This is a genomic window from Paucibacter aquatile, from assembly GCF_002885975.1.
Classification (GTDB): Bacteria; Pseudomonadota; Gammaproteobacteria; order Burkholderiales; family Burkholderiaceae_C; genus Paucibacter_A; species Paucibacter_A aquatilis.
In genome coordinates this window covers 119,869-142,155 of the sequence record NZ_POSP01000003.1, presented here as the reverse complement: position 1 = coordinate 142,155, position 22,287 = coordinate 119,869, and the positions used below count along the sequence as shown (strand labels likewise).

Below are 22,287 nucleotides of genomic sequence, written 5' to 3'. Positions count from 1 at the left end.
TCAGTCGAAACGCTCCCAGGGGGTCAGGAAGCGCCACTGGCCGACCGGCAGATTGCCCAGATTGATGCGGCCGATGCGCACGCGCTTGAGGCCCACCACCTTGAGGCCGACCAGCTCGCACATGCGGCGGATCTGGCGCTTGCGGCCTTCGCGCAGCACAAAGCGCAGCTGGTCTTCGTTCTGCCAGCTGACCTTGGCCGGCTTCAGCTGCACGCCGTCCAGCTCGAGGCCATGGTTGAGCAGGGCCAGGTCTTCGGCCGGCAGGCGGCCGTCTTCGCTCTTGACGCCGTTGCGGCCCTGGTACTCGACACGCACCAGGTATTCCTTCTCGACCGTCGAATCCTCGCCGATCAGCAGCTTGGCGATGCGGCCGTCCTGGGTCAGCACCAGCAGGCCGGTGGAGTCGATGTCCAGGCGCCCGGCCGGGGCCAGACCGCGACTGTGGCCGATGTGGTACTTGATGCCCGAGCTGTCTTCGCTCCACTGCGCATCGGACTTGATTAGCACCGAGGCGGGCTCGTAGCCGTCTTCGGCCTGGCCGGAGACATAGCCGATGGGCTTGTGCAGCAGGATGGTGACGCGCTTGGCCTGCTCCTTGTGGGCCAGCGGGTCGACCTCGATCTTGGCATCGGGCTTGACGCGCTGGCCCAGCACGGCCAGCTTGCCGTCCACGCGCACCCAGCCGGCGGCGATCCATTCATCGGCTTCGCGGCGCGAGGCCAGGCCGAGCACGCCCATCTGCTTGGACAGGCGCACGCCTTCGCTGTTGGCGTCGACCAAGACCTCGTCGCGGTCGTCACCGTCATCGCCCTCGTCCAGCTGGCGGCGCAGCTTGGCCGCTGCTTCGCGCAGATGCGCGGGCAGCTGTTCGCCGGCGCGGGTTTGCGCGCTGGGCCGGGGGGTGTTGTAGCCAGGGCCGCCGCTGTGGCGGCGCTGGTCCTGGCGGGCGAACTCGGGCCGAGCCTCGTTGCTGCCCGGGCGCTGGTTCTCGCGCGGGGCGTCACGGTAGCCTTCTCGGGTGCTGTCTCGGTAGCTGTCTCGGTAACCGCCGCGGGGCTCGCCGCGTGGGCCGCCAAAGCCACCACTTTCGCGGCGCGGCTCCTGGGCGTAGCTGGGGCGCTGGCCTTGCCAACGGTCTTCGCGCGGGCCCGGGGCGCCGCGCTCATCGGGGTGGCGGCGCGGGCCTTGCGGCGCCTGGCCGAAACCGGGGCGGCGGTCCTCGTAACGCGGGCGCTGCGCGTCCCGTGAGTCCCGTGGATCGCGTGCATCACGGAACTCGGGTCGGCCGCCGCCGTCGCGGCGCGGGTCGGGGCGACCCTCGTAACGGGGGGCAGAGCGGTTGTCGAAACGGTTGTCGCCTCGGTTGTCGCCTCGATGGTCGAAGCGTCCCTCGTTGCGGCCCTCATTTCGTCCGTCACCGCGGCCTTCGCTCCGGCCCTCATGCCGGCTCTCGAATCGCGGGCCTTCGTTGCGCCAGCCATCGCGTGCCGGCGGGCGTTGACCCGGGCCACCGGGGCGCGCATCAGGGCGCGAATCAGGGCGACCACCCGGGCGCCCGCCAGGGCCACCGGAGCCGCTCGGCCGCTCAGCACGCGGGCGGTCTGTGTCGCTGCGGCGCTGCGCTTTGTTTTGCTCGCGTTGTTCGAACTGGGCCTGGCGCTGCTCGCGCTCGGCCTTGGCGGCTTCCAGGCTTTGGCGCGGGCGAGACACGCCCTTGCCGCGGATGGGCGCGCGGCGCTCGCCATCGGCATTGCGTTTGTTGCCGGAACCGGGCGGGCCTGCAGTCTTCTTGTTGAGTTTCAAAGTGGCCATGATGCCTCCGGGGTTCCGTCGAAAAAGAGAGAAAGAAAGTCAAGGAAAAGCGAGCCCTCGCGCGCACTGGGCGCCAGCGAGGGGGCTCAGCGCCCGCGCAGGAAGAGCGCGTCCAGCTCACGCATGCTGAGCTGGCGCCAGGTCGGTCGCCCATGATTGCATTGATCGGCGCGTTCGGTGCGCTCCATATCGCGCAACAAGGCATTCATTTCGTCCAGACTGAGCTGGCGGTTGGCCCGAACCGCGCCGTGGCAGGCCATGGTGGCCAGGATTTCGTGCTGGGCGCGCTCGATGGCATGGCTGGCATCGAACTGCGCCAGCTCGGCCAGCACGCCTCGGGCCAGCTCGACCACATCACCGCCGGCCAGGGCCGCCGGGCGCGCGCGCACCGCCAGCATCTTGGCCGAGAGCGGCGCCACATCGAGGCCCAGGCGCTGCAGGGCCTCGGCGTGCGCCTCGGCCGTGGCGATCTCCTGGGCCGTGGCGGCGAAGGTGACGGGGATCAGGAGCGGCTGCGATTCAATCGCCGCCGCACCCAGGCTGGCCTTGAGCCGCTCGTAGACTACGCGCTCGTGGGCCGCATGCATGTCGACGATGACCAGGCCCTGGGCGTTCTCGGCCAGCACATAAACGCCCTGGATCTGGGCAATCGCCCGGCCCAGGGGCCAGTCGTGCTCGGGCAGGGGCGTGCCGCTGCGAACAGCCAGGGCGTCGGCGTTGGGCCCCACGGGTGCGGGGTCAGGTCTTGCGGGCTCGGCATCAGCGTTGGCATTGGCGTTGGCATTGGCGTTGGCATTGGCATTGGCATGGCTGGCCGTGCTGTAGCTGAAGGCCGGTGCCGTCTGGCCGTAGAGCGTGGCCACCTCGGCCAGGCCCAGCGAGGCCTGCTTGTTGCTGCGCCAGCTGGGCGTGCCCGCGTAGAGCGGCGGGCTGGCCTCAGCGGCCTGCTGGCTTGCGGCGTGTTGAGCAGGCTGGAACCAGGCGGGGGTGCTGCCCGGCGCGGTGCGAACGGTCGGCGGCTCGGCGTCGCCAGCCGCTGGTGACGCGACTTCCGCTGAACGCGAGGTGGCCAGCGCGTCCTGCACGGCATAGCGCACGCGCTGGTGCACCTCGCGGCCGTCGCGGAAGCGGACCTCGATCTTGGTCGGGTGCACATTGACATCGACCCGGTCCGGGGCGATCTCGATGAAGAGCACATAGCAGGGCTGGCGGTGGCCGTGCAGCACGTCCTCGTAGGCGGAGCGGATGCCGTGGGCGATCAGCTTGTCGCGCACATAGCGGCCGTTGACGTAGACGTACTGCATGTCGGCGCGGCTGCGCGCCGCCTCGGGCAGGCCGGCGCGGCCGTAGATGCGCAGCGGGCCGTTCTCGGCATAGACCGGCCGGCTCTCGGCCATGAATTCGTCACCGAGCACATCGGCCAGGCGCGCTTCCGAGCTGCCGGCGCGCCATTGCTCGACCAGCTTGCCTTCGTGCCAGACGGTGAAGCCGACATCGGGCCGGGCCAGGGCGTGGCGGCGCACCGATTCCAAGCAATGGGCCAGCTCGGTGGCGTCGGTTTTCAGGAATTTGCGGCGGGCCGGGGTGCTGAAGAACAGCTCGCGCACCTCGACGCTGGTGCCGCGCGAGCGGGCAGCGGGCACCAGCTCGCCCGAGCGCGCATCCAGACGGTGGGCATGGGCGGCACCGGCAAAGCGGCTGGCCACCGACATCTCGGCCACCGAGGAAATGGCGGCCAGAGCCTCGCCGCGGAAGCCCATGGTGGCGACCGATTCCAGCTCCTCCAGCGAGCGGATCTTGCTGGTGGCGTGGCGCTTGAGCGCCAGGGGCAGCTCTTCGGCGGGGATGCCCAGACCATCGTCCTCCACCACGATGGCGCGCACGCCGCCCGCCATCAGCTTGACCTGGATCTGGCTGGCGCCTGCGTCCAGGGCGTTGTCCACCAGCTCGCGAACAACCGAGGCCGGCCGCTCCACCACCTCGCCGGCGGCGATCTGGCTGATCAGTTCATCGGGGAGCTCGCGGATGGCGCGGCGAGGGGCCGCCGGAGCGGGGCTGTCGGGGGCGGGCGCAGCAGAGGAGGGAGAAGACTCGGGGGTGGAAACATCCATGCCGCTATTGTAAGAAGGCCCCGTGCCTCAGCCGGGCAGGCCGGCCAGAAAGGCCGCCAAAGCCGTGTTGAAAGCCTCGGGCGCCTCCAGCGAGGGCAGGTGGGCCACGCCCGGCATGACCGTGCCGCGAGCACCCGGGATGCGTGCCACCATGGCCTCGCAGCGTGGGAAGAAGTAGCCCAGATCCAGATCGCCCCAGAGCAGCTCGGTCGGGGCGCTGATCTGCTCCAGCCGCGGCCAGCTGGGTTCGGCTTCGAGGGCTGTGCCCGGCGGCGTGGCGCGCAGCATGCGATCGTCCATGTCGAGGAAGAGCGCGCGTGCCGCGCCGCTGACGCGACCGGCCGGGCTGCTCGGGCCATCCAGCCAGAGGGCGGCCAGGGCTTCGTTGGCGGCAGCGAGATCGCCGGCTTCGTAGGCGGCATCGGCTGCCGCGTCCATGGCCTGTTCCTGCGCGTCGAGTTCCGGTGCCGGGACGCCATTGACCGCCGGCGCCACCAAAAAAAGACCGGCCACGCGCTCGGGGCGATCGAGCGCCGCCTCCAGCGCCAGGCGCCCGCCCAAGGAGCAGCCCACCAGCACGGCGCGAGACAAGCCCGCGGCGTCCATCACGGCCCACAGATCGGCCAGGTGAGAGAACGGCGCCGCCTGTTCGATCTCCACGCCGCCGTAGCCGCGCCGGTCATAGGCCAGCACCGTGCGCTCGGCGGCAAAGGTCTCGAGCTGGGCCAGCCAGAGCCGGTGATCGCAGACACCTGCATGCAAGAACACCAGCGGCGGCAACTCGGAGCTTGGGTGGCGCTGCAGGTGTGCGGGCAGTCGGGCACCTGGTACCTGAAAAGTGACGGAAGTAGTCATGGCAGGCTCGTGACGATCAAGGGACGGATGGGCATTCTGGCCGAGCTGCGGCGTTCTGAGGCTTGCTGTGATGCCGCTTGTGCGCCTGGCGCGAGCGCCGGTGGGCCGAGCACGCAGGCCCTGGGGTTGGAAGACCACTGCCTCACCACCTGCCCCCTGCGCGCGTTCAGTGCACCATGTGAACGCCATGAGCGCGCCATGAGCGCGCCACATGGCGGCCCCATAATGCGCCGCCATGGAACTGCTCACCTTCTTGATCGACTTCATCGTCCATGTGGACAAACACATTGCCGCCTTCGTGGCCAGCTATGGCGCCTGGGTCTATGCGCTGCTGTTTGTGATCCTGTTCGTGGAGACCGGCGTTGTCGTGATGCCTTTTCTTCCTGGCGACTCGCTGCTGTTTGTTGTCGGGGCCTTGTGCGGTGCTGGCCTGATCAGCCTGCCCCTGGTCCTGGTGGTGATGCTGGTGGCGGCCATTCTGGGCGACCAGTGCAACTACATGATCGGTCGCTACTTCGGGCCCAAGGTGTTTCAGTGGGAGCAGTCGCGCTTTTTCAACCGGCGCGCCTTCGATGCGGCCCATGCGTTCTACGAGCGCCACGGCGGCATCACCATCGTGCTGGCGCGCTTCATGCCTTTTGTGCGCACCTTTGCGCCCTTTGTGGCCGGCGTGGCGGCCATGAGCCGCGCCAAGTTCAGCGCCTACAACATCATCGGTGCCCTGATCTGGGTGCTGGGCATCACCTTACTGGGCTATGCCTTTGGCAACCTCGCCTGGGTGCAGGCCAATTTCTCCAAGATCATCTGGGCCATGATCCTGATCCCAGGTCTGTTGGCCATCGTCGGCGGATTGCGGGCCAAGCAGCAGGCCTGATTTCAGGCAGCTCGCCCTTGCTGTGCTCGCTGTTGCAGCCAGCGCAGCAAGGGCTCGAAACACACCTGGGGCGAAAAGTGCTGTCGGGCATAGGCATGGGCGGCCATGCCCATGGCGGCGCGGGCCCCGCTGTCTTCAAGCAAACGTGCGCAGGCCTCGGCGAACATGAGCGGATCGTCGCAGCGGACCAGGGCCTGGCCGCCGTCCTCGGGCAGGCCGCGCGCGCCCTCCAGCGTGCTGACCAGGGGCAGACCATGGCCCAGGGCTTCCACGCTTTTGATCTTGAGCCCGGCACCCCAGCGCACCGGGTTGATGGCGACGTCGATGCCACCCCAGGCCTGCTTGAAGTCGGCCACAAAGCCGTGGCGATGGAAGCCGGTGAACTCCGGCCGCCAACGCTCGCTCAGCCAGCCGAAGAGGTGGAGTTCGATGCCAGCCACCCGGGTGCCCAGATGGGGCCAGACTTGGTCGGCGAACCAGTCCATGCCATGCAGATTGGCCGACCAGTCGCTGCCGATCAGCCCCAGGTGGCGGCGCTTCGCCTGCATCGGCAAGGCCGCGAACTGCACCGGGTGCGGCGCCAGCAAGGCGCGCTCACCCAGGGCTGCTTGTACCCGCGCATGGTCCTCCGATTGAATCAACAACACGCGCTGGTAGCGGCTGAAAAGCGCCAGCTCCTGCTCCCAGCTCAAGCGGGTGTGCGCCGCGACGCCCTGCGCCCGGCGTGAGGCGGCGGCCTGACTCTCCAGGTCATGGGTATCCAAGACGGCGGCCACGCCTTGCGGCAGCAGATCACGCAAACCATGCACGCTGAGACGTTGGAAGATGCAGGCATCGAAGCGCTGGCTGGCGCAGATCTGCTGGAATCGCGCCCGTTCGGCGGCTTCGCCCTGCAGGCCAGGCGCCGCAGCATCCACGTCATGGAGCTCGGCCTGCACGCGCAGACGTGCCAGGAGCTGTCGCTCTTGCGCGCTCAGCGAGCCCAGGTAGAGCAGGCTGAGCTGGCAATGGGCTCCCAGCAGCCACACCATGGCCAGAACCCGGGTGCGTTCGCCGGCACCCATGCGCCAGAAAGGGATGCGCGTCACCATGAGCACGCGGGGCTTCATGGGAGGCCTTCGCCGCAAGAAGGGCGGGTGGCCTGTGCGGCCAGCAGGGCCTGGCACTGAGCCAGGACGGTGGCGACGGTGTCCTCCTGACGGTAGCTGCGGTGAGCTTCGGCAAAAGCTTGCGCGGCCAGCCGGTAACGCGGCTCCGTCAAGACATGCTGCAAGAGCTGAGGCAGTCGCCCGACCTCGTCGATCAACAGACCGGCGGCAAGGCCTTGGGTCTGCAGGCGGTGGGCGCTCATCCATTGCTCGGTTTGCATGGGCAGCAGGGCCAGCGGTTTGCCGGCCAGCAACATCAAGGCCGTGGTGCCGGCGCCGCCGTGGCACAAGGCCAGATCGCACTGCGCGCTGACCTCAGCCATGGCCAGCGGCTCGGCACTGATGTGCACCGTTCCATGGCTGTGCTGGTCCAGGGTTTTGCGGGCCACGCCGGGCACATGCACCAGGCAAGAGGCGGGCATGCGGTGGAGGGCCTGCAAGACCGTCTCCAAGGGGGCATAGCCCGGCTTCAGATAGGCGAAGATGCGCGGGCCGGGCACCTTGGGCCAGGCCGGGCTTCGGCCCTGGTTCAGCAAGAACACCGGACCCAGTCGCGCGGTCTCAGCCGCACGCAGCGCGGGCGGATAGGGGTCCAGCGCTTCAAAGCTGCACAGCGCTTGCGCCTCCACGTCGAACAAGTGGGCCAGCGTCTTCAGCGGTGGTTCACCCAGGGCGGCCAGCACCCGGTTGGCATGGCCCAGGACATGGGCTTCGGAATCGGCCAAACGCGCGCCAAGGGCCGGCTGCCACCAGGCGAACTGAGGCAAAGGGTGGCGGGCCGGCGGGATGCAGAACCCATCGCCAAAATGCAGGCGGGGCAGGCCGAGGCCGCGGCTGGCCAGCAAGGCGGTCGGTGCGTGGTCCAGCACCAGCAAGTCGGGTTTCAACAGCTGCCACAGCTGCCGCCAGGCCCGGCAGATGCCGGTCAGGGCCTGCGGCTTGAGAAAGCCAGCTGGCATCAGCAACTCGGCATAGCTGATGGGGCTGGGCAGTTGCGTCAGGCGGCCCAGCCACAAGGGTGCTTGCAAGGCCGTGAAGCCATGGGGTTGCAACAGGGCTTCGGCGCCGAGCAGGTCTCTGACCACAAACACCGGGCGATGGCCCTGGGACCGCAAGGCCTGGGCCAAAGGCAGGAGGCGCGCCAGATGGCCGTAGTCCCCGCCCAGCTCCCAGGCAATCACAACAGTGGCCATCGACCGATCACTCCACACCGACAAAAAACTTTGCGAAGACAGACACGGCGCCCGGAGGCGCCGCGCTTGAAAGAGCGCGAGGCTTCCCTCAGGAAGCCTCGATCTCAAAGGCTCTGGCTGATCCCAGGGGTGGCTCAGTCTTGAGCTTGACCGCCCTTCTTGCGGCGGCTGGTGGCCGCGAGGCCAGCCAGGCTCAGACCCAGCAGGGCCAGCGAGCTGGGCTCGGGGATGTTGGCCGTGGGGCCGATGTGGAAATTGGCCGGATTGCCCCAGCTGAAGGGGTCACCCGAGCGCGCCGTGGCCGAACCGGCGCCGCCGCCACCACATTCCCACAGCGCGACTGGGCCATCGCCCTTGGCAGCCAGGGTCGGGCAATCGCCGTAACCGCCACCGCCGTCGCTGGCGAGGTCGCCGCTGACCGTGGCGATGATGTCGTAGTCCAGGGTGAAGCTTTCACCGGCGCCGATCATGCCCAGGCTGACATTGAAGTTGGCGTCATTGGCATAGCTGCTGGCGCAATCCATATAGCCGCCCAGGCTGCCCAGATCGTCGCTGACGCAGCTCTGGTTGCCGTTGATGTCCTGGCTGCGGGTGGTGCGGTCGCGGGCAATGGCCTGACCGTTCTTGCTCACTTGCAGCAGCAGGTCGGCGAAGCCCAGGCCGGTGCCGTTGATCGAGGTTTCACCGCTGTCCACATGGAAAGAGAAATTGAACAGCTGGGCCACACCGGTGGTGTTGGTGAAGGTGCGGCTGTAGCGGGTGCTGGTGGTGGCGCTGAAGTTGCCCGTACCGGTCACGCGGGCGCCGAAATAGCTGGTGGCACCGGCATCTCCATAGGTATGGAAGAACACGGAACCTTCCGCCTGGCTGCGATCCAGGTAGAAGTCGGCGCCGGTGGCAGTGGTGCTGGGCGGGCTCTCGATCATGCCGTCTTGCGTGCTGCCGTTGCCCGGCAGGGCATAGGTGGCGGCGAGCGTGATTTGCCCGTCGTTGGGATTGCCCACCACCACGGGGCCGGCCAGTGCGGCGCCGGAGAGGAACGCCAGAACCCCGGCGCTGACGGTCTTGATTGGGAAATGTTGCTGTGCCATCTGAGGAATGCTTTCTGCTGCGAAATGTGAAATAGGGCACGGGTCAAGGCAGCAAGTTTCAGACCAGCTGTGGCAAATCCAGCAGTTACAGCAGGGTTTCGTTGCGATGGGCGCTCAATGGCAAGTCCACCGACATTCGGGTTTCTACGAGCTATTGCGTGATGGGCGCAGGCTGACGAAACCTCAACTCAGGGCGCGATGACGCGCCAGCGGCGGGTTCTTGGCGAAATAGCGTGCGATGCCGGTGGCCAAGGCCTCGACCAGCTTGGCCTGGTATTCGGGGTCACGCAGCTTGGCCTCTTCCTCGGGGTTGGAGATGAAGGCGGTCTCGACCAGGATGGAGGGCACATCGGGTGCCTTGAGCACGGCAAAACCCGCTTGCTCGACCCGGCGCTTGTGCAAGGTGCCGACCCGGCCGATCTGGCCCAGCACCTCACTGCCGAGCTTGAGGCTGTCCTTGATCTGAGCGGTGGTGCTCATGTCCAACATGGCCTTGAGCACGCTGGCATCCTTCACCGCCGCGTTGACGCCGCCAACCAGATCGGCCGCATTCTCGCGGTTGGCCATCCATTTCGCGGCTTGGCTGCTGGCCGCACCATCGCTGAGCGCGAACACCGAGGCGCCGCGTGCCTGCGGCGTGAAGAACGCGTCGGCGTGGATGGACACGAACAGATCGGCCTGCACGCGCCGTGCTTTCTGCACCCGCTCGCGCAGCGGCACAAAGAAATCGGCATCGCGGGTCAGCAGCACGCGCATGTTCGGATTGCGGTTGAGGCGTTCGCGCAATTGCTGAGCAATGGCCAGCACCACATCCTTCTCGCGCAGGCCGCTGGGGCCAATGGCGCCAGGATCCTCGCCACCATGGCCAGGATCGAGGGCAATGACAATGAGCCGGTCCAGCTTGGCTTGCGAGGGTTCAGCCGGAGCCGGGGCGGGCAGGTTGACCTGCGGGGCCGGGGTGTTCTGCGCTGCAGGTGCAGACGCCGCACTGGCGCCGGGCTTGGCGGCGCCGGGTGCATTGAGCGCCGGTTTGTCGAGCTTGGCAATCAGCTCACCCAAGGCGTCTTGCACCGACTGCGCGGCCTCGCGCTCGGCCTGATCTTTTTCCTTGATCAAGGCCAGCAGGGGGTCGACGGCCACCTTGGGGTAGAGGTCAAACACCAGCCGGTGCTGGTAGGCGGCCACCGGCGCCAGGGTGAAGATCTGCGGCGCCACCGGCTGCTTCAGGTCCAGCACGATGCGCACCACGCGCGGCGTGTTCTGGCCCACGCGAACGCCGGCGATGAAGGGGTCGTCGGCCTTGACCTTGCCCAGCAGGCCGCGCAGATTGGGGCTGAGCTCCAGGCCATCGACATCGATGACCAGGCGGTCGGGCGCTTCCACCATGAAATGGGTGGCGGCCAAGGCTTTGTCGGATTCCAAGGTCACCCGGGTGTAGGCCTCGGCAGGCCAGACCCGCACGGCGACGATGGTGCTGTTGGCGCCATGGCTGCTCGGTGCTGCCGCAGCCGCGGGCAGGCGCAGCAGCAGGGCCAGGCCGCCCATGGCCCGGAGGGCGCGGCGACGCTCGGCGCTCATACCGGGCCTCCCGGGATTTCGAGGGCCTGAAGCTCCTGCAGCAAGACCTGACCCCGTGCCGTGCCAGCGCGCAGCTCGACGGTGCGGCTGTCATCGTTCTCGGTGTTCAGGTGCACCTGCAGATCGGCATCGGGCAGCATGCCGGCGGCTTTCTCGGGCCATTCGCTGAGCTTGAGGCCGGGGGCGGTGAAGATCTCGCGAAAGCCCGCGTCTTCCCACTCGCGCGGGTCGCTGAAGCGGTAGAAGTCGAAATGGCTGACCAAGCCCTGGCCGCCCCAGTCGGCGAGGTCGTAACTCTCCAGCACGGCGTAACTGGGGCTCTTGATGCGCCCGGCCACCCCCAGCGCTCGCAGCAGGTGGCGCACCAGACTGGTCTTGCCGGCGCCCAGGCTGCCGTGCAGCTCCAGATTGGCATCACGCAAAGAAGGGCAGCGCGCCAGGCGCTCGGCAAAGGCCTGGGTGGCGGCCTCATCGGGCCAGCGCAGAGAGCGGGTTTCTAGAATGCGCAAATGACGCAGGCTCCACAACAGTCGAACACAAACAGCAAGCCGGGCACAGCGGGCTTGGATGCCGACGGCCTGATGGCCGCGCTGCGCCGCTGGGCGCTGGAGCTTGGATTCTCACAGATTGGCGTGGCCGATATCGATCTGCACAGCGCCGAAGCCGGTTTGCTGGCCTGGCTGGAGGCGGGTTTCCACGGCTCCATGCACTATATGCAAAGCCATGGCCTCAAGCGCGCGCGGCCGGCGGAGCTGGTGCCAGGCACGCTGCGGGTGCTGAGCTTGCGCATGGACTACCTGCCGCGCGACAGCGGCGCCGACTGGCAGGCCGTGGAATGGCAGCGCCTGGCCGATCCGCAGCGCGCCCAGATCTCGCTCTACGCCCGGGGGCGCGACTATCACAAGGTACTGCGCGCCCGCCTACAGCTGCTGGCCACGCGTTTGAGCGAGGCCGTGGGCCCTTTCGGTTACCGCGTGTTCACCGATTCGGCGCCGGTGCTGGAGGTGGAGCTGGCCTCCCGCTCCGGCATCGGCTGGCGCGGCAAGCACACCCTGACCCTGCACCGCGATGTGGGTTCGATGTTCTTTCTGGGCGAGATCTACATCGACCTACCTCTACCGCTGAGCGAGCCGGTCACGGCCCATTGCGGGCAATGCAGCGCCTGCCTGGAGGCCTGCCCGACGGGCGCCATCGTCGCACCCTACCGGGTCGATGCGCGGCGCTGTGTGTCTTACCTGACCATCGAACATGAAGGCGCCATTCCCATCGAGTTGCGGCCCTTGATCGGCAACCGCCTCTACGGCTGCGACGACTGCCAGCTGATCTGTCCATGGAACAAGTTTGCCCAGAAGGCCCAGCTGGCCGATTTCGATGCCCGCCCGGCCATGGCCGGCGGAGATTTGCTGAGCTACTGGTCCTGGAGCGAGGAGCAGTTCCTGCGCCAGACCGAGGGCTCGGCCATGCGCCGCATCGGCCATGGCCGCTGGCAGCGAAATCTGGCCGTGGTCTCGGGCAATGCCTTGCGTCAGCGCGAATGGCCAGCCCTGCGCGCGGTCTTGCTGGCCCAGCGCGCCCAGGCCGGCGAGTTGCTGGCCGAGCATCTGGACTGGGCGCTGGCGCAAAACGCCGACGTGGCCGCTACAGAAAACGCAGCACCACCAGCCACAGCGGCAGGCTGAGCATGCCCAGCAGGGTAGACAGGGTGACCAGGCCGGCGACAAAAGGCCCGTTGCCGCCCATGCGCACGGCCAGCACATAGGCACTCGAGGCGGTCGGCAGGGCGGTGAACATCAGCAAGGTGGCGCGCTGCGGCGCCGGCAGCTGCAGGGCCAGTGCCAGGCCCAGGCCGACCAGCGGCAAGGCCAGGTGGCGGATGCCGAGCAGGGCGGCCGCCAGGCGCGGCGCATCTCGCAGGGCGCCGAAGCGCAGGCCGGCGCCCACCGCCATCAAGCCCAGGGGCAGGGCGGCCAGGCCGATGCGGTGCAGGGTCAGGGCGGCCGGTTCGGGCAGCTTCAGGCCGAGGAGATTGCCGGTCAGGCCGGCCAGGGTGGCCAGGATCAGTGGGTTGCGCGCCAGCTCGCGCACATAGCCGTGGCCGCCATGCCGGGCCAGTGGCCAGACGGCGGCGATATTGCAGATCGGCACGCACAAGGCGATCAGCAGCGCCACCCAGGCCACGCCCTGCGCGCCGTGCAGGCGTTCGGCCAGAGCCAGGGCGATGAAGGAGTTGAAGCGAAACGCCGTCTGCGCGCCCGAGGCATGCAAACGCGCATCCACGCCGGGCAGGGCGCGCAGGCTGTAGGCCAGCAGCACGCCGGCCAGGCAGCTGAGCACGCCGCCCAGGGCCAGATCGGCCGTCGCGCCGGGCTGCAGCGGCGTGCGCAAAATGGAGTTGAAGAGCAGGACCGGGAACAGCAGGTAGTAAACCAGGCGCTCGGCCGCCTCCCAGACCGGGCGGTCCAGGCCGCTGTAACGGCAGAGCAGAAAACCGCAAAGAATCAGCAGGAAGTCGGGCAGCAGCAAATAGACGTCGGGCATGGGTGCCAGTGTGCCAGCGCGACTGAGCGGGCGAAGGCATGCGCCGGCTTGAGCAGAGCCGGAAGGGCGCATTTCCTGCTACCTCTCAGCGCGCCGGGCCAGCCACTCGGGGCGCGCTCGGTAACAGGTATCGTTGAGGCCTTGTCGCGACTACCGGCTTCTTGCCCGCACCATGGCTGTTGTTGTTCCCTCGTCCCACCCGGCCCGCATTGCTTCTTCGACCCTTGTGACGGGCGCTGCGCGCCGCCGCTTCTTGCTTTCGCTCGGTGCGGCCATCGTGGGCAGTGCCTCGTTGGCTCGCCCGGCCCAGGCTTTCAAGTACGAGGACCAGGAGTTCGAGGACAAGATCCAGCTGGCCGGCAGCAGCTTGGTCCTCAATGGCGTGGGCAAGCGCGCCGTTTCGATTCTTCGCGGCTATGTGGCAGGTTTGTACCTGAGCCACAAAGCCACCTCACCCGAGGCCGTCTATGCCACATCGGGACCCAAGCGGGTGCAGATCCGCATGTTGCTGGAGGTGGGCGCTGAGGAGTTCGTCAAGGCTGTCAACAAAGGCGTGGGCCGCAACTGCAGCGAGGCCGAGAAAGAGGCGCTGAGCACGCGGCTGCCCCAGTTCACGCAAAACCTGCAGTCGGTGGGCAAGGTGCGCAAGAACGACCTGATCAACATCGATTTTCTGCCCGAGCAGGGCACGGTGTTGATCGTGAACGGCAAGCAATGGGGTCAGGCCGTGCCTGGGGCTGATCTGTACACCGCATTCCTGAAGGTGTTTTTGGGCGAGAAACCCGTGGACAAGCGCCTCAAGGCCGGCTTGCTGGGCGAAACCACCAGCTGATCTGCGCAGGCTACGTAGAAATGCGAGCCGGACTGCTCGGCGGCCGGGCTAGGATGGTGAGAAATTCACCCTCGGAGTTTGGCATGACCTTGAAGCACCCGAAGCGCAATACCTCGCAGAGCCTGAACATCAACCGCCGCCGCGCCTGCCTGCGCGCCAGCGTGGCGGCCGCCGGCAGCCTGATGCTGGGCCTGGGGGCGGTGAGTTCGGCCCAGGCCCAGGCAGCCTATCCCGGCGCCAAGCCGGTGCGCCTGATCGTGCCCTTCGCTCCGGGCGGCACCACCGACATCATCGCCCGCGTGGTGGCTGAAAAGGTCAACCAGGCCCTGGGTCAAACCATGCTGGTCGAGAACAAGGCCGGTGGCGGCGGCAAGATCGGGGCCAATGAAATCTCCAAGGCGGTGGCCGATGGCTACACCCTGGGCGTGGCCACGGTGTCCACCACGGCGGCCAACCCGGCCATCGACCCCAAGATCCCCTACAACCCGATCAGCGACTTCACACCCATCATCAATATGGCGGCCACGCCGAACGTGATTGCGGTGCACCCGAGCTTTCCCGCCCGCGACTACAAGAGTTTTGTGGCCGAGCTGAAGAAGAGCCCGGGCAAACACAGCTACGCCAGTTCGGGCACCGGCGGCATCGGCCATCTGCAGATGGAGCTGTACAAGAGCTTGTCCGGCGTTTTCGTGCTGCACATCCCGTACCGCGGCGCGGGCCCGGCCCTGAACGACACCGTGGCTGGCCAGGTGCCCATCATTTTCGACAACCTGCCTTCGGCGCTGCCCTTCATCAAGGATGGCCGCTTGATCCCCATCGTCGTGGCCGCACCCAGTCGCTTGGCGGTGCTGCCCAATGTGCCCACGTTCAAAGAGATGGGCCTGGAGCCTGTCAATCGCATGGCCTACTACGGTGTGCACGGTCCCAAGAATCTGCCCAAGGACGTCGTAACCAAGGTGCATGATGCAGTCAAGAAGACGCTGGAGCTGCCCGACGTCAAAAAGCGCATCGAGGACACAGGTTCCCTGATCGTTGCCAATACCCCCGAGCAGTTCGCCGCCCAGATCAGTGCCGAGTTTGATGTCTACAAAAAGGTCGTCGAGAAGCAAAAGCTCAAGCTCGACTGAGCTCGCGACTGAGCTCGCGACTGAGCTCCCCACCGAGGCGCTCGGCCCGCTCTCGCCGGCGCAGCTGGCGGCCGAGCGGGCCAGCCAGCAGGGCATTGAGGCCTTTGTGGAGGCCTTGTGGCTGGAGGATGGCTTGGCCGGCAACTCCCTGCAGGCGTATCGGCGCGATCTGAACCTGTTGGCCCAGTGGCTGGCCCGGCATGCCGATCGCTCGCTGGACGCCTGCGGCGAAGCTGATCTGCAGGCCTACGCCATGGCCCGCCATGCCGGCAGCAAGACCAGCAGCTCCAACCGGCGGCTGAGTGTGTTCAAGCGCTACTTCCGCTGGGCCCTGCGTGAGCAGCGCCTGGGGCAAGACCCGACCCTCAAGCTGGCCAATGCCAAGACCCCGCTGCGCGTGCCCAAGCTGCTCAGCCAGGCCCAGGTCGAGGCCTTGCTGCAAGCGCCCGATGTGGGCAACGAACTGGGCCTGCGCGACCGCGCCATGCTGGAGCTGATGTATGCCAGTGGCCTGCGCGTGACCGAGCTGGTGACGCTCAAAAGCGTGCGTGTCGGCTTCCGCGAGGCAGTGTTGCGCATCACCGGCAAGGGCAGCAAGGAGCGCCTCGTGCCCTTTGGCGAAGAAGCGCATGGCTGGCTGATGCGCTACTTGCAGGAGGCGCGGCCGTTGCTGCTCAAGAGCCATGCCTGCGATGCCTTGTTCGTGACCGTGCGCGGCGAAGGCATGACGCGCCAGATGTTCTGGACCTTGGTCAAGAAGTACGCGCTGCAAGCAGGCATCCTGAGTCCCATCTCACCGCACACCTTGCGCCATGCCTTCGCCACCCATTTGCTCAACCATGGCGCCGATCTGCGCGTGGTGCAGCTGTTGCTGGGTCATGCCGATCTGTCCACCACGCAGATCTACACCCATGTGGCGCGCGAACGCCTGAAGCTGATTCACGCCCAACACCACCCGCGCGCGTGACGGCCAGGCTCTTGGGTGTCAGCGAGCCACTGGCAAGGGGGAGGGCGGCTTGATCTCTTCCAGGCAAATCATCGAGCGGATGTCGGCCACACCGCGGATCTGCATCAGCCGGTCGGTCAGGAATTGGGACAGCGACTTCAGGTCGCTGGCCACCACCTTGAGCAGGTAGTCGCAGTCGCCCGAAACGGTGTGGCATTCCAGGATCTCGGGGAAGTCGCGGATCAAGCCCTCGATCTCGCGCACCCGGTCGAAGGCTTCGCCGTCGATATTGAGGCTGACAAAAGCCGTCACGCCCAGGCCAAGGCTTTGCGGCGTCACCAGAGCGCGGTAGCCGCGCAGCACGCCGCGCTCTTCCAGGGCCTTGACGCGCCGGAAACACTGAGGGGGCGAGAGATGCACCTGCGCCGCCAGCTCCACATTGGAGGCCCGGCCATCGCGTTGCAGGGCCTCGATCAGGCGGCGGTCGATGGTGTCCAGCTTGGTGGCGGCGTCGGTCATGGCGGGCTCTGGGAGTGGGCTTGGGAACGGGCGTGCGAACGAGCGTGGTCAAGGGCAAGACAGAGATTGGCGGGCATTTGCGGCGCAAGTTCAGTCTTGTGTCACGGCAGGGGCGCGACAATTGCGGCCATGGATCATAGTTTTCTCTCCGCCTTCATCCTGCTCTTGCTGGTGCTGGACCCGCTCGGCAGTTTGCCCATCTTCATCGGCATCATGCGCGAAGTGCCCAAGGAACGCCGGGCCCGCGTGGCCACCCGCGAGGTGGGCCTGGCCGCCATCGTTCTGCTGGCCTTCATGTTCTTTGGCGACAGCTTTTTGAGCGTCATGCACCTGTCTGAGCGTTCGCTCGAAGTGGCCGGAGGCGTGATTCTGCTGATCATCGCCATCAAGATGATCTTCGGCAGCGCCGGTGAATCGGCCTACGGCCTGGAGCCGGGCAAAGAGCCCTTCATCTTCCCGCTGGCCGTGCCCTTGCTGGCCGGCCCCTCGGCCATGGCGACCGTGCTGCTGCTGGCCTCGCGCCAGCCCGAGCGCATCTGGGACTGGATCGGCGCGCTGTGCGCGGCGATGTGGGTCTCGGGCCTGACCTTGCTGATGGCCGATCGCATCCGCCGCCTGCTCGGCGATTCGGTGATCTCGGCCATCGAGAAGCTGATGGGCCTGGTGCTGACGGCCATTGCGGTAGAGATGTGCCTGGCCGGCCTCAAGCGCTATTTCATCGGCGGCCTCTGAGCACTGCTCTCGAAGACACAAGCCCGGCGCGCCGGGCTTGTGCTTTTTTCAGCCAAGCACAGAACCTTTTCTTCGTTCAAACCCTTAAGAGCAAACCCTAGAGTTGCGGCTCCACAAAACGGTGCGGTCGGCGTGAGCCGAACAGACCGACACCCGACATGCCAGCCACCGCAGCACCGCGCTGCCGTCGGACTGGCGGAAGTTTGCAACCGAGGGAAATTGCTCCACATGAAATCTCCGACCCTGTTCCGCAGCAGGCCGGCGCCGCTGGCTTTGGCTGTCATCCTGGCCTATGGCCTATGGCCTGCCGCACGCCGCCCTGGCCCAAACTCCAGCCCAGCCTCCTGCCGCCAGCAACGACACCTTGCCCCAGGTGCAAGTGACCGGCTCGCGCATCTCGCGCGCCCAGGCCGAGGGCCCGGCCGCCGTCACCGTGCTCAAGTCCGAGGACATCACCCGCCTGGGCTTCAAAAATGTGGGCGACGCGCTCGCCTCGCTGACCGAGAACACCGGCTTCACCCAGGGTGAGGACTTCGGCAACACCTTCACCCCGGCGGCCAATGCCATCAGCCTGCGCGGCCTGGGGCCCAACCACACGCTGACCCTGGTCAACGGCCGCCGCGTGGCGGACTACCCGACGGCCTACGAGGGTTCGGTCAATGTCGTCAACACCGCCAGCATCCCGGCCGCCCTGATCGACCGCATTGAAGTGCTGAACGGCGGCGCTTCGGCCATCTATGGCTCGGACGCGATCGCTGGCGTGATCAAAATCATCCTCAAGAAGCAGGTCGACAGCACCCAGCTCAACCTCAAGCTGGGCGGCACCTAGCGCGGTGGCGGCGAAAACGCTCGCGCGCAGCTGACCGGCGGCCTGGAGTCCGGCGCCCTGAGCCTGGTCTATGCCGTGGAGCTGAGCAAGCGCCAGCTGATCTGGAGCCGCCAGCGTGAGTTCATGGCCGACACCACCTTGACCGGCGCGGCGCCGACCGTGGTCTTTGGCCGCAAGGATGCCAAGAGCAACAAATACATCACGCCGGACGCAGGCGCTTGCGAAGGCGCGGCCGGGCTGTTCGACGGCTCCGTCAAGTCCTTCACGGTCAAGTCGGGCACCTACGGCGGCAGCGGTCGTGGTTCGCCGAGCTTCCGGACCACCCAGACCGGCAACCAGAATGAGAACTTCGCCGGCCAGCTGAACTATGGCTTGAACGCCCACACCGAGTTCGACGCCGAGGCCCTGCTCGGTTTCACCCGCACCGAGAACAACACCCGCGGCCCGAGTTGGACCTCGCTGAGCGCCAGCAACGGCTACTTCCTCAATGCCAACAGCGGCAAGCTGGAAACCTGGAGCCGGCGCTTTGCACCGGAGGAAATCGGCGGCGCCGAAGCCTTCAACCGCGAATGGAAAGACCGTGCCCACAATCTCGTGCTGGGCGTGCGTGGCGATCTGCAAGGCACGAGCTGGAGCTATGACCTGGGCTTGAACAGCTCGGGCTACAAGAGCAAGCTGAACCGACCGCGCCTGCTGGCCACGGTGGACAGCTTCTTCCTCGGTGCCCAGCAGGGCGTCAATGCCGACGGCGTGCCGATTTGCAAACCCGACAGCGCGCGCCTGTTCAAGGCCCTGACACCGGCCGAGTACGCCAGCATCTCGTCCAGCAACCAGGCCGATGACCGCGCCTGGACCCGCAACTTCAGCGCCACCGCCGACGGCGAAGTGCTGCAGCTGCCCGCGGGCCCGCTGCGCGCCGCGGTGCTGGCCGAGGTGGGCAGCCAGGGCTTTGAGAACAAGGCCGATCCGCGCCTGGGCCAAGGCCTGTTCTACGCCACCAGCGAAGTGGCCAATGTCAGCGGTGATCGCACCCGCTGGGCTTTGGGCACCGAGCTGAACGCACCCCTGACCCGCGAACTCACGGGCACGCTGGCGGGCCGCTACGACAGCTACAAGTTTGCCGGTCGCGACACCAGCGCTTTCACCTACAACGCCGGTCTGGAGTTCCGCCCCAGCAAGGAGCTGCTCGTGCGCGCCCAGCACGCGACCAGCTTCCGCGCCCCGGACATGAGCTACATCTTCACGGCCGAGAGCCGCGGCAATTACGCCTCGGCCAACGACTATTACCGCTGCGCATTGGCGGGCCAGGCGCTGGACAAATGCGACTTTGCAGGCATCCAGCCGAACTACATCAAGAACGGCTCCAAGGATCTGAAGAGCGAGAAGGGCAAGTCCTGGGGTCTGGGCCTGGTCTGGTCGCCGAGCAGCGAGTTCGATGCTTCGTTGGACCTGTGGAAGATCTCGATCAGCGATCTGGTCACCGACCTCAGCAGTGACAAGATCTGCGCGACGAGGCCGACTGCCGCACCGGCGAGCAAAACATCAGCAGCCCGACCTGCGTGGACGCGATTGCCCGCGTGCGCCGCAACCCGGCCGACGCGGTGCTGCGCCCGGGCGAGATCAAGGAGATCGTGGTCAACCCGATCAATGCGGCGGTGCAAAGCACCTACGGCTTCGACATCAGCAGCCGCTACAGCCTGAAGACGGCCACGGCCGGCAACTTTGTCTTCTCGGCCAAGTACACCCAGGTGCAGAGCTACAAGTACGCTCAGTTCGAAGGTGACGAGGCGAGCAACCAGGTCGGCACCCGCAGCTTCAGCGACTGGCCCAACAAGCTCATCACCAGCGTGAACTGGCGTTACGGCGCCTTCAACACCACCCTGGCCGGCCTGCGCAACGGCAAGATCGTCAGCAGCGACGGCAAGGGCTGGATCTCGCCGAAGTGGAGCTTCAATGCCAGCAGCAGCTATGAGCTGAACAAGAGCAGCAGCGTCACTCTGATCGTCAACAACCCGGCCAACAGCGTGCGCAAGGATGACAGCGGCGGCTGGCCCTACTACCCGGTGGGCTACTACCTGCCGCATGGCCGCCAGTTCTGGCTGGAGTTCAACCACGTGCTCGGCAAATAGGGGCAGGGGCGGGGCGGTGCGAGTCGCGGCTCATCGGCTCGCTGCGGCCTCGCCTGCGCAGGCCGGTGTGGGCCCACGCGGTGAATGGGTTGGCCGCGGCTGAGTCGGCTCAAGCCGTTTCGCCTTTGCTCACCGCTTCTGCGCAAGCCTTCATCGACACCGCAGGCTCTCCGTGAGGAGTCCTGCGGTTCTTTCTTTCTCCCGTTGGGCCTGGTCTCGCCATGCCTTGCACGATGCGGAAACATGTTTTCACATTGTGAACTTCGCACATGCTGCGCCGCCGCAAAATTTCTCATGATGGTGAAATGCTTTTCACGATCAGAAATTCAAAACTTAAGTCATTGATTTTTATTGGTAAAAAATTAAGTCTTATATAAGACATAAGTGTTCCGCAAGACGGCTCGGAGGACTAATCTTGAGCCCAACAAAGCTTCTTCTTTGTTCGGCCCCTTCAGCCGCAGGAACTGGATGCCAAAGGCAGCCCGCCCTGACGCTGAAATCGGTGCCAGCAGATCAGGCCTTGGTTTCCAAGTTTCGATATCGCACCACCCACTTGCAGGAGCACACCATGAGCATCGCCACCCGTGAACAGCAAATCGCCGCCCTCGAAAAAGACTGGGCCGAGAACCCGCGCTGGAAGGGCATCAAGCGCGGCTACACCGCCGCCGACGTCGTGCGCCTGCGGGGCTCGCTGCAGATCGAACACACCCTGGCCAAGCGCGGCGCCGAGAAGCTCTGGGGCCTGGTCAACACCGAGCCCTTCGTCAACTCCCTGGGCGCCCTGACCGGCAACCAGGCCATGCAGCAGGTCAAGGCCGGCCTCAAGGCCATCTACCTGTCGGGCTGGCAGGTCGCCGGTGACGCCAACAGCAATGGCGAGATGTACCCTGACCAGTCGCTGTACTCGGTCGACTCGGTGCCCAAGGTCGTCAAGAAGATCAACGCCACCTTTGCCCGCGCCGACCAGATCCAGTGGAGCGAAGGCAAGAACCCCAGCGACCCGGACTACCGCGACTACTTCGCCCCCATCGTGGCCGATGCTGAAGCCGGCTTCGGCGGCGTGCTGAACGCCTTCGAGCTGATGAAGGCCATGATCGAGGCCGGCGCCGCTGGCGTGCACTTCGAAGACCAACTGGCCGCTGCCAAGAAGTGCGGCCACATGGGCGGCAAGGTGCTGGTGCCCACCCGTGAGGCCGTGGCCAAGCTGGTCGCCGCCCGCCTGGCAGCCGATGTCATGGGCACGCCCACCGTGCTGCTGGCCCGCACCGATGCCGAAGCCGGCGATCTGGTCACCAGCGACATCGACGACAACGACAAGCCCTTTTGCACTGGCGAGCGCACCGTCGAAGGCTTCTTCCGCACTCGCAACGGTCTGGACCAAGCCATCAGCCGCGGTCTGGCTTACGCCCCTTACGCCGACATGATCTGGTGCGAAACCGGCAAGCCGGATCTGGCCTTCGCCAAGGCTTTCGCCGACGCCATCCACGCCAAGTTCCCGGGCAAGCTGCTGGCCTACAACTGCTCGCCGTCCTTCAACTGGAAGAAGAACCTGGACGACGCCACCATCGCCAAGTTCCAGCGCGAGCTCGGCGCCATGGGCTACAAGTACCAGTTCATCACCCTGGCCGGCTTCCACAGCCTGAACTACAGCATGTTCAACCTGGCCTACGGCTACGCTCGCAACAATATGAGCGCTTTCGTGGAACTGCAGGAAGCCGAGTTCGCCGCCGCCGAAAAGGGCTTCACCGCCGTCAAGCACCAGCGCGAAGTCGGCACCGGCTATTTCGACGCCGTGACCACCACCATCGAACGCGACGCCTCCACCGCCGCGCTCAAGGGTTCCACCGAAGACGAACAGTTCTTCGAAGCCAAGCACGGCTGATCTCTCTGATCGCGTCCTGAACGGCAGGCCCGGCTCCCACGAGGAGACCGGGCTTTTTTGTTGTCAGCTGCTTGGACTGACTGTTCTCGGC

General features: G+C 66.5%; 19 protein-coding genes. 9 read left to right on the top strand and 10 right to left on the bottom strand.

Annotation, left to right across the window (positions count from 1 at the left end):
• The 3 genes from C1O66_RS24210 to C1O66_RS04000 form a co-directional block, all read right to left on the bottom strand.
• Positions 1 to 1,812, bottom strand: coding sequence for a pseudouridine synthase (locus tag C1O66_RS24210; protein WP_165794465.1), 1,812 nt, complete (start codon positions 1,810 to 1,812; stop codon positions 1 to 3).
• 86 nt (positions 1,813 to 1,898) lie between these two features.
• A complete protein-coding gene (mutL, locus tag C1O66_RS04005) occupies positions 1,899 to 3,923 on the bottom strand; it encodes a DNA mismatch repair endonuclease MutL (RefSeq protein ID WP_102766707.1) in 2,025 nt (674 codons plus the stop codon).
• Positions 3,924 to 3,950: 27 nt separating this feature from the next.
• Positions 3,951 to 4,778: an alpha/beta fold hydrolase gene (locus C1O66_RS04000; RefSeq protein WP_102766706.1), complete on the bottom strand. Its 828-nt coding sequence runs from the start codon at positions 4,776 to 4,778 to the stop codon at positions 3,951 to 3,953.
• 235 nt (positions 4,779 to 5,013) lie between these two features.
• Between C1O66_RS04000 and C1O66_RS03995 the strand changes: the two genes are divergently transcribed.
• Entirely contained in the window at positions 5,014 to 5,652 is a 639-nt protein-coding gene (locus C1O66_RS03995; protein WP_102766705.1) for a DedA family protein, read from the top strand.
• 2 nt (positions 5,653 to 5,654) lie between these two features.
• Here the strand turns inward: C1O66_RS03995 and C1O66_RS03990 are convergent, their stop codons facing one another.
• From C1O66_RS03990 to tsaE, 5 genes are all read right to left on the bottom strand, one after another.
• Positions 5,655 to 6,761: a glycosyltransferase gene (locus tag C1O66_RS03990; RefSeq protein WP_102766704.1), complete on the bottom strand. Its 1,107-nt coding sequence runs from the start codon at positions 6,759 to 6,761 to the stop codon at positions 5,655 to 5,657.
• A complete protein-coding gene (locus C1O66_RS03985) occupies positions 6,758 to 7,993 on the bottom strand; it encodes a glycosyltransferase (RefSeq protein ID WP_102766703.1) in 1,236 nt (411 codons plus the stop codon). Before C1O66_RS03985 ends, C1O66_RS03990 begins: the two co-directional genes overlap by 4 nt.
• A gap of 134 nt (positions 7,994 to 8,127) precedes the next feature.
• Entirely contained in the window at positions 8,128 to 9,084 is a 957-nt protein-coding gene (locus tag C1O66_RS24055) for a PEP-CTERM sorting domain-containing protein (protein WP_207795898.1), read from the bottom strand.
• 183 nt (positions 9,085 to 9,267) lie between these two features.
• A complete protein-coding gene (locus tag C1O66_RS03975; RefSeq protein WP_102766702.1) occupies positions 9,268 to 10,662 on the bottom strand; it encodes an N-acetylmuramoyl-L-alanine amidase in 1,395 nt (464 codons plus the stop codon).
• Entirely contained in the window at positions 10,659 to 11,171 is a 513-nt protein-coding gene (gene tsaE / locus C1O66_RS03970) for a tRNA (adenosine(37)-N6)-threonylcarbamoyltransferase complex ATPase subunit type 1 TsaE (RefSeq protein ID WP_223696581.1), read from the bottom strand. The genes C1O66_RS03975 and tsaE overlap by 4 nt, the downstream gene beginning before the upstream one ends.
• A gap of 72 nt (positions 11,172 to 11,243) precedes the next feature.
• Here tsaE and queG point away from each other — a divergent pair, with 72 nt between their 5' ends.
• Entirely contained in the window at positions 11,244 to 12,341 is a 1,098-nt protein-coding gene (gene queG / locus C1O66_RS03965) for a tRNA epoxyqueuosine(34) reductase QueG (RefSeq protein ID WP_207795991.1), read from the top strand.
• On the opposite strand, the gene C1O66_RS03960 is transcribed toward queG, so the two are convergent.
• On the bottom strand, positions 12,301 to 13,200 hold the full coding sequence (locus tag C1O66_RS03960; RefSeq protein WP_102766701.1) for an AEC family transporter: 900 nt from the start codon (positions 13,198 to 13,200) through the stop codon (positions 12,301 to 12,303). The genes queG and C1O66_RS03960 overlap by 41 nt on opposite strands.
• 172 nt (positions 13,201 to 13,372) lie before the next feature.
• Between C1O66_RS03960 and C1O66_RS03955 the strand changes: the two genes are divergently transcribed.
• From C1O66_RS03955 to xerD, 3 genes are all read left to right on the top strand, one after another.
• The gene (locus C1O66_RS03955) at positions 13,373 to 14,032 is read left to right on the top strand and encodes a chalcone isomerase family protein (RefSeq protein ID WP_102766700.1); all 660 of its coding nucleotides are present in this window, start codon (positions 13,373 to 13,375) and stop codon (positions 14,030 to 14,032) included.
• Between the two features lie 182 nt (positions 14,033 to 14,214).
• On the top strand, positions 14,215 to 15,159 hold the full coding sequence (locus C1O66_RS03950) for a tripartite tricarboxylate transporter substrate binding protein BugE (protein ID WP_102769450.1): 945 nt from the start codon (positions 14,215 to 14,217) through the stop codon (positions 15,157 to 15,159).
• Complete coding sequence (gene xerD / locus C1O66_RS03945) at positions 15,113 to 16,126, top strand: site-specific tyrosine recombinase XerD (RefSeq protein ID WP_102766699.1); 1,014 nt, start codon at positions 15,113 to 15,115, stop codon at positions 16,124 to 16,126. Before C1O66_RS03950 ends, xerD begins: the two co-directional genes overlap by 47 nt.
• 18 nt (positions 16,127 to 16,144) lie before the next feature.
• Here xerD and C1O66_RS03940 read toward each other — a convergent pair whose 3' ends face one another.
• A complete protein-coding gene (locus C1O66_RS03940) occupies positions 16,145 to 16,624 on the bottom strand; it encodes an Lrp/AsnC family transcriptional regulator (RefSeq protein WP_102766698.1) in 480 nt (159 codons plus the stop codon).
• A gap of 129 nt (positions 16,625 to 16,753) precedes the next feature.
• Between C1O66_RS03940 and C1O66_RS03935 the strand changes: the two genes are divergently transcribed.
• The 4 genes from C1O66_RS03935 to aceA all read left to right on the top strand — a co-directional run bounded on the left by C1O66_RS03935 (position 16,754) and on the right by aceA (position 22,196).
• Positions 16,754 to 17,356 (top strand): MarC family protein, encoded by a 603-nt coding sequence (locus C1O66_RS03935; protein WP_102766697.1) that lies wholly within the window; start codon positions 16,754 to 16,756, stop codon positions 17,354 to 17,356.
• 292 nt (positions 17,357 to 17,648) lie between these two features.
• Positions 17,649 to 18,185 (top strand): TonB-dependent receptor plug domain-containing protein, encoded by a 537-nt coding sequence (locus tag C1O66_RS24205; RefSeq protein WP_243392700.1) that lies wholly within the window; start codon positions 17,649 to 17,651, stop codon positions 18,183 to 18,185.
• Positions 18,186 to 18,260: 75 nt separating this feature from the next.
• The gene (locus C1O66_RS24200) at positions 18,261 to 19,886 is read left to right on the top strand and encodes a TonB-dependent receptor (RefSeq protein ID WP_243392699.1); all 1,626 of its coding nucleotides are present in this window, start codon (positions 18,261 to 18,263) and stop codon (positions 19,884 to 19,886) included.
• A gap of 996 nt (positions 19,887 to 20,882) precedes the next feature.
• The gene (gene aceA / locus C1O66_RS03925; protein ID WP_102769449.1) at positions 20,883 to 22,196 is read left to right on the top strand and encodes an isocitrate lyase; all 1,314 of its coding nucleotides are present in this window, start codon (positions 20,883 to 20,885) and stop codon (positions 22,194 to 22,196) included.
• The last annotated feature ends 91 nt before the right edge of the window (positions 22,197 to 22,287 follow it).

Coding starts and splice junctions, on each gene's coding strand:
- C1O66_RS24210 (WP_165794465.1), bottom strand. CDS start 1,812: ATGGCCACTTTGAAACTCAACAAGAAGACTGCAGGCCCGCCCGGTTCC.
- mutL (WP_102766707.1), bottom strand. CDS start 3,923: ATGGATGTTTCCACCCCCGAGTCTTCTCCCTCCTCTGCTGCGCCCGCC.
- C1O66_RS04000 (WP_102766706.1), bottom strand. CDS start 4,778: ATGACTACTTCCGTCACTTTTCAGGTACCAGGTGCCCGACTGCCCGCA.
- C1O66_RS03995 (WP_102766705.1), top strand. CDS start 5,014: ATGGAACTGCTCACCTTCTTGATCGACTTCATCGTCCATGTGGACAAA.
- C1O66_RS03990 (WP_102766704.1), bottom strand. CDS start 6,761: ATGAAGCCCCGCGTGCTCATGGTGACGCGCATCCCTTTCTGGCGCATG.
- C1O66_RS03985 (WP_102766703.1), bottom strand. CDS start 7,993: ATGGCCACTGTTGTGATTGCCTGGGAGCTGGGCGGGGACTACGGCCAT.
- C1O66_RS24055 (WP_207795898.1), bottom strand. CDS start 9,084: ATGGCACAGCAACATTTCCCAATCAAGACCGTCAGCGCCGGGGTTCTG.
- C1O66_RS03975 (WP_102766702.1), bottom strand. CDS start 10,662: ATGAGCGCCGAGCGTCGCCGCGCCCTCCGGGCCATGGGCGGCCTGGCC.
- queG (WP_207795991.1), top strand. CDS start 11,244: ATGGCCGCGCTGCGCCGCTGGGCGCTGGAGCTTGGATTCTCACAGATT.
- C1O66_RS03960 (WP_102766701.1), bottom strand. CDS start 13,200: ATGCCCGACGTCTATTTGCTGCTGCCCGACTTCCTGCTGATTCTTTGC.
- C1O66_RS03955 (WP_102766700.1), top strand. CDS start 13,373: ATGGCTGTTGTTGTTCCCTCGTCCCACCCGGCCCGCATTGCTTCTTCG.
- C1O66_RS03950 (WP_102769450.1), top strand. CDS start 14,215: ATGCTGGGCCTGGGGGCGGTGAGTTCGGCCCAGGCCCAGGCAGCCTAT.
- xerD (WP_102766699.1), top strand. CDS start 15,113: ATGTCTACAAAAAGGTCGTCGAGAAGCAAAAGCTCAAGCTCGACTGAG.
- C1O66_RS03940 (WP_102766698.1), bottom strand. CDS start 16,624: ATGACCGACGCCGCCACCAAGCTGGACACCATCGACCGCCGCCTGATC.
- C1O66_RS03935 (WP_102766697.1), top strand. CDS start 16,754: ATGGATCATAGTTTTCTCTCCGCCTTCATCCTGCTCTTGCTGGTGCTG.
- C1O66_RS24205 (WP_243392700.1), top strand. CDS start 17,649: ATGGCCTATGGCCTGCCGCACGCCGCCCTGGCCCAAACTCCAGCCCAG.
- aceA (WP_102769449.1), top strand. CDS start 20,883: ATGAGCATCGCCACCCGTGAACAGCAAATCGCCGCCCTCGAAAAAGAC.